General features: G+C 58.0%; 6 protein-coding genes. All 6 read left to right on the top strand.

Features of this window, described 5'->3' with window-relative positions:
* The first annotated feature begins 388 nt into the window (after positions 1 to 388).
* Positions 389 to 1,888 carry a PTS transporter subunit EIIC gene (locus tag HA46_RS16295; protein ID WP_084885421.1) on the top strand — a complete coding sequence of 500 codons (1,500 nt, stop codon included), beginning with the start codon at positions 389 to 391 and terminating at the stop codon, positions 1,886 to 1,888.
* Between the two features lie 74 nt (positions 1,889 to 1,962).
* A complete protein-coding gene (locus HA46_RS16290; RefSeq protein WP_084885419.1) occupies positions 1,963 to 2,979 on the top strand; it encodes a substrate-binding domain-containing protein in 1,017 nt (338 codons plus the stop codon).
* Positions 2,980 to 3,118: 139 nt separating this feature from the next.
* Entirely contained in the window at positions 3,119 to 4,177 is a 1,059-nt protein-coding gene (locus HA46_RS16285) for a catalase family peroxidase (RefSeq protein WP_084885417.1), read from the top strand.
* Positions 4,174 to 4,713, top strand: coding sequence for a cytochrome b (locus HA46_RS16280; protein WP_033755600.1), 540 nt, complete (start codon positions 4,174 to 4,176; stop codon positions 4,711 to 4,713). The genes HA46_RS16285 and HA46_RS16280 overlap by 4 nt, the downstream gene beginning before the upstream one ends.
* Positions 4,714 to 4,722: 9 nt before the next feature.
* Positions 4,723 to 5,232, top strand: a complete 510-nt coding sequence (locus HA46_RS16275) for an RNA polymerase sigma factor (RefSeq protein WP_227741457.1) — start codon at positions 4,723 to 4,725, stop codon at positions 5,230 to 5,232.
* Positions 5,229 to 5,966 carry an anti-sigma factor family protein gene (locus tag HA46_RS16270; RefSeq protein WP_033755601.1) on the top strand — a complete coding sequence of 246 codons (738 nt, stop codon included), beginning with the start codon at positions 5,229 to 5,231 and terminating at the stop codon, positions 5,964 to 5,966. The genes HA46_RS16275 and HA46_RS16270 overlap by 4 nt, the downstream gene beginning before the upstream one ends.
* Positions 5,967 to 6,000: the final 34 nt, after the last annotated feature.

Below are 6,000 nucleotides of genomic sequence, written 5' to 3'. Positions count from 1 at the left end.
ATGGAGCTGCATGATAAAGTCATCGGGCATTATCTGAACATAAAACACTATCAATAAGTTGGGACCATTACCTTACGCGCTGTATCACCCTGCTAAGCGACTCACACTGCCTCTTTCCACCCCGTTCATGGGGTGACGACGACCTCAGGCATTCCTTCGGCACGTGCTCTTCACTCTCTGGCTCAAAAAGCGGGCGCGTTCAGGTACGCAGCCCAGCTTTTACGATCCACTTCAAAAATATCAGTAAATCCTCTGGCTGAAGGCCAAATATCAGTTGCCTGTTGAACAGGCTTCTCGAATGATGAGTAGAACGTTCTAGTAGAACGTTCTACCACTTATAACAGCACTTAAAAAGTGTCATCCAGGGTCTTAAATCGGGGAAAGCAGCATGAGTCTGTTCTCAGGATTGATAAAGTCGTTATCCAAACTATCGATGATCGGCCGCGCGCTTATGCTGCCTATCTCGCTGTTGCCAGCCGCTGGTCTGCTGCTGGCATTCGGCGACAAATTCCATCTGCCGCTGATGATGAACGCCGGCGGCGTCATCTTCGACAACCTGCCGATGCTGTTCGCCATCGGCTCCGCCGTCGGGCTGGCGTCTGAGTCGGGCATTGCGGCGCTCTCCGCCGCCGTCTCGGTTTTTATTACCAATATCACTATCGGCACGGTAATGGGCATTACCCCGGAGATGGCGTCGCAAGGAGGAAAATATGCGATGGTGGTCGGCATACCCACGCTGCAAATGGGGGTGTTTGGCGGTCTGCTCTGCGGCATCCTGGCCGCCTGGTGCTATAACCGCTTTCACACGCTGCAGCTGCCTGAGTTCCTCGGCTTCTTTTCGGGCAAGCGCTTCGTCGCCATCGCTACGGCCTGCTTATCATTTCTGATGGGGCTGCTGCTGCCCTATATCTGGCAGCATATCCAGTCGGGCATTGATGCGCTTTCTGTGGTGGTGAACGGCGATAATCAGGCGGCCTCCACCTTTATTTTCGGGTTAGTGGAGCGCGCGTTGATTCCGCTCGGGCTCCATCATATCTGGTATCCCTCTTTCTGGTATTCGTTCGGCGACTACACCACGCACGCCGGCCAGGTGATCCACGGCGACCAGACGATCTGGTTTAAGATGCTGGAAGAGGGCGTTAAATCCTTCAGCAGCGACTCCTATCGGAACGCCGGCAAGTTCATGCAGGGCGAGTTCCCGCTGATGCTCTTTGCTTTGCCTGCCGCCTGCCTGGCGATGTATCACGAAGCGCAAACGGCCAATAAAAAAATCGCCGCCGGGATCCTCTTCTCCGCCGCGCTCACCTGCTTCCTGACGGGGATAACCGAACCGGTTGAGTTCACCTTTATCTTTGTCGCGCCGATCCTCTACGTGTTTAACGCCATCATGGCGGGCCTGGCCTACATGATGATGTATCTGATGCATGCGCATATCGCTAAATCATTTTCCGCCGGATTTATCGACTACCTCTCATTCGGCATTCTGCCCTCGTTCAACGGCTATCAGACCCACTTCCTCAACGCCGTGATCATCGGCGTGCCGATGGGACTGATTTACTACTTTACGTTCCGCTATGTTATCCGCCGCTTTGATATCAAAACGCCAGGCCGCACCCTTGTAACGGCCAATATGAACGATAAATCGGATAACGAGATTGCGACCGAAATTATCGGCTTGCTTGGCGGGGCGCAAAATATCAATACTGTCGGATCCTGCATCACCCGTTTGCGGCTTGAGGTAGTGAAAAGCGAACTGGTCGATAAGGATGGCCTTAACGGCGTCGGCGCGCGCGGAGTGGTCTTTGTCGGTGATACGGGCATTCAGGTTATTTTCGGCGCCCGCGCGCAGTTTATCGCGCAGACGATGTCGACCATGATGGCCAAATAGCAGGCAGCGGCGCTCTCCGGCTTCGGCGGGAGCGCGCGCTGGAATAATGGATCGGATTGTTATCAGGAGCAGGTTTGAAAAAAGTCAGCATCATCGATGTGGCTAAAGAGGCTAGCGTATCGGTCTCTACCGTTTCGCTGGTTTTACGGCAGAAAGGCAAGATTTCCGATGCGACTATCGAGAAGGTTCAGGCCGCTATCCAGCGGCTGGGGTACGTGCATAACGTCGCCGCCGCCAACCTGCGCGCCAGCACCTCTAATCTGATAGGGCTTATCCTCTGCGACTTCAGCGACAGCTATACCGTTAAGGTGATGGCGAGCGTGGTTAAAGAGCTCGAGAAAAAGGGATTTATGCTGTTTCTCGGTCAGCCGCACGATGACGAGGCGAGCCTGGAACGCTGCCTGCTTTCGTTTAAACAGCAGGGCGTCGCAGGCATTATCTACCTGACGTCCGACACCGTTAATCCCACCGTGCCGGAGCGGCTGCGACGCTGCCCCTTACCGTTCGTGGTGGTCTCGCAGACGCTAATCAGCGAAACGTGCAATCTGGTAATGCGCGACAATCGACAGGCTGCGGCGCTGGCGACGCGCTATCTGCTGGATCGCGGCCATCGTAATATCGGCTATATCGGCGGCGAAGCGGATTCGCTGCTGCGCACGCAGCGGCTGCAGGGGCTGCGGGCCAGCCTGCTGCAAAACGGTATTGCGCACAAGGACGAGTTCGCGCCTGCCTGCAGCGACGATACCTTTGCGGCGAGTCTGGCGACGGGCCACCTGCTGGAAAAAAACAACACCCTTACCGCACTGCTCTGTCATTCGTCGACGGCGCTGATTGGCTGTCTTAACGGCATTCAGCAGGTCGGGCGCACTTTGGGCAAGGATCTCTTCCTGACGCAGCAGGTCGCACTGGTCGGCTTTGAGGATATGCTGCAGGTCAATCTTACGTCTCCCTCTTTGACCTACGTCTCATCCGCGAGCGAGGAAACCGGACGGCAGGCGGTAGAGCTGATCGTCAGCAACATCCGGGATCCAGGTTTGCCCAGGCAGCGCATCTTGCTGAGCGGCGAACTTGTCGTGCGCGAGTCTGCATGACGCCGCTCCGCTTGTTTTCCACGTCGTCACCGACAGCCTGAGCGGTTTCCCCGCAGCCGAAAAAAAAATCTTATGCCTCGGGAATAAAGCTGTCGCTGGTTCGTCTTATGCGCTCTTTGCAAACAGGCGATCCTATCCTATGACGAACTCTCCACTTTCCACCGGCCAGAAAGTCGCGCGCCTCGCGCTGGTCGGCGTGGTTCCGCTGGCGCTGATCATCGTGTTTTTATGGGCCGGCGGCTGGCTGGCGCCGCAGCGTCTCTCCGCCGATAAGCTGGCTACGGCATTGCAGCAGTCCGGCGGCGAACATCCTGGGTATCGGCGCAATCACGCCAAAGGGGTCTGCGTCATCGGCGAGTTTAGGGCAACCGGCAACGCCAGCGTCTTCTCGCGCGCGCCGCTGTTCGCGCAGGGCGCGACGACGCCGGTAACGGGGCGCTTTGCCATCGCCGGCGGCAACCCCGGGGCGCCCGATTATGCCGTTCCGGTGCGCAGTATGGCGCTGCTGTTTCAACAGGCGGACGGACAGCAGTGGCGTACCGGCATGAATGCGATCCCGTTCTTTCCGGTTGCCACCGTGCAGGGGTTCTACGATCAGCAGGTCGCTTCGCGACCCGATCCGGCTACCGGCAAACCCGATCCGGCCAGAATGAAAGCCTTTGTGCTTCAGCATCCGGAAATCAAACCTTTCCTCGCCTGGATAAAAGGGTACGTGCCCTCGTCCAGCTGGAGCAGCGACAGCTTCAACAGCCTGAATGCCTTCCGTTTTATCGATAAATCCAGCGCTGCGCATCTGGTGCGCTGGAGTATGGTGGCGCAAACGCCCCGTCAGCCAGAGACCGCGGAAGAGAAAACCGACAAAGATTTCCTGCAAAAGGATCTTGCGCAGCGTCTGGCGAACGGGCCGCTGAAATGGGATCTAATGGTAACCCTGGCTGGCGCGGGCGATGCGGGTAACGACGCATCGAAAGTCTGGCCTGCCGATCGCCAGACCATTAATGCCGGGACGCTGGTGGTGACCCGTTCGCTGCCTCAGCAGCAGGGCCCGTGCAACGATATCAATTACGATCCGCTGATTCTACCCGATGGCATCGCCGCCTCCGACGATCCCTTACTGAATGCGCGCTCTGCAGCCTATGCCAAATCCTACAACCAGCGCACCCGCGAACAGTCTGAACAGGCAGGTCATCCATTATGAAACAGGTAACCTATTTTCATCCCGCGCTGCGTCTGGTGCACTGGCTAATGGCGCTGGCGATAATGACTATGTTATTTATCGGTGTGGCGATGGTGTCGACCGTCTCCTCGCTGCACGGCCTGCTGGTGGCGATTCACAAGCCGCTGGGCCTGATGATATTCGTGCTGGTGGTGGTTCGGCTGTGGCTGCGCTTTTATACCGCCATTCCGCCGCTGCCCGGCTCGATTCCCGCCTGGCAGCGCGCCCTGGCGCACCTGTCGCACTGGGCACTGTATGCAATGATGCTGGCTCAGCCGCTGATTGGCTGGGCGATGCTTTCGGCGGCGGGCTATCCGGTGACCCTTGGTGGCGGATTCGTATTGCCGGCCATCGTGCCGGTGAATAACGACTGGTACGCGCTGTTGCGTCCGCTGCATTCCATCGTCGCGCTGTTGCTCTTCCTGACCATCATGGCGCATCTGGCGGCGGCGTTACTGCATGCGCTGGTGCTGCGCGACGGCGTGTTTAACAGTATGGCGGGAACCCGCAAACGCTGAGGAAAGCCTGTGTCGCAGCTGACTGACGAAGAGATCCGGGACGTGATGCCGCATCTGCAACGCTTCGCGCTGTGGCTGACCCGCAGCCCGCACAGCGCTGATGATTTAGTGCAAAGCTGTTTAATCAAGGCATTGACGCGAACGCCGCAGAGCCGGGATGAGCAGAGCCTGCGCGCCTGGCTGTTTGCCATTCTTTATCGGCAGTTTATCGACGGCGAACGGCGGCGGAAGCGCTATCGAACGCTTCTCGCCTTTTTTACCGGCGAGGAGGCGTTGAGTAGCTCTACGGAGTCGATGGCGATTGCAGACGATACGCTGGCGTTGTTCGCGACGTTGCCGACCGATTATCGCGCCATACTGCTGCTGGTGAGCGTGGAGGGGCTGAGCTATAAAGAGGCGGCCGAGACGCTGGATATCCCGCTGGGAACGGTGATGTCGCGTCTCTCCCGGGCGCGAAAACTGCTGCATGAGAAATTAGAAGGCAAGGTCAAGCCGTTACCCCTAAGGAGACTGAAATGAAACCCGACGAAGAGGATCTGCACGCCTGGATAGATGGCGAAGCGGATGACGCTACCGCACGACGCGTCGAGCGTTATCTGGCGGAGGATCCTCAGGCTGCCGGACGCGTGGCGGAGATGCGTTATGAGATGCAGCTTTTGCGGCAGGCGATGCACCAGCAAAAGCAGACGCTGGAAACGCCCGAGCCGCACGCTTTTCGCCGCCGTGCGCGGCAGCAGCGGCAGCGAAAGCTGGCCCTTGCCTGCGTATTGGTTCTATCCCTTAGCGTCGGCGGCTTTACCGGCTGGCAGCTGAAAGATTCGCAAATGGCCGGTCATTTGCCGATGGAAGATGCGGTGCAGGCCTATAAGCTGTTCGGCAATGCGACGCTGACGCCGATGGACGTGGTCGCCAGCCAGCAAAACGAGCTGGCGAGCTGGGTCGGGCGCTATTTTATCAACGGCAATTTGCCGCCTAATCTGGAGCAGTATGGCTTTAAACCGCTCGGCGCGCGCCTGATAGCAACGGCGCAGGGCCCGGCGGCGCTGGTGATGTATCAGGATGCGCACGGCACCCGCCTCGCCTGGTATATCCGGCCGCTCAGTCCGGTTAAGCTGCCGCACGGCGAGCGCAAAGCCGAGAATGTGATGGCGCAGTACTGGAGTGATGAGCATTACAATTATGCCCTGGTCACGCCGCTTGATGCGGCGGCGACCGGCGACGTGCGTAAAGCGCTCTCAGAAGTAACGGGGTGATATCAAGAAGCCCATCGACAATAACGTCAGCTAA

Origin of the sequence: Pantoea septica (genome assembly GCF_002095575.1) — a bacterium.
GTDB classification, from domain to species: domain Bacteria; phylum Pseudomonadota; class Gammaproteobacteria; order Enterobacterales; family Enterobacteriaceae; genus Pantoea; species Pantoea septica.
This window is presented reverse-complemented; position numbering and strand designations above follow the sequence as displayed.

Coding starts and splice junctions, on each gene's coding strand:
- HA46_RS16295 (WP_084885421.1), top strand. CDS start 389: ATGAGTCTGTTCTCAGGATTGATAAAGTCGTTATCCAAACTATCGATG.
- HA46_RS16285 (WP_084885417.1), top strand. CDS start 3,119: ATGACGAACTCTCCACTTTCCACCGGCCAGAAAGTCGCGCGCCTCGCG.
- HA46_RS16280 (WP_033755600.1), top strand. CDS start 4,174: ATGAAACAGGTAACCTATTTTCATCCCGCGCTGCGTCTGGTGCACTGG.
- HA46_RS16270 (WP_033755601.1), top strand. CDS start 5,229: ATGAAACCCGACGAAGAGGATCTGCACGCCTGGATAGATGGCGAAGCG.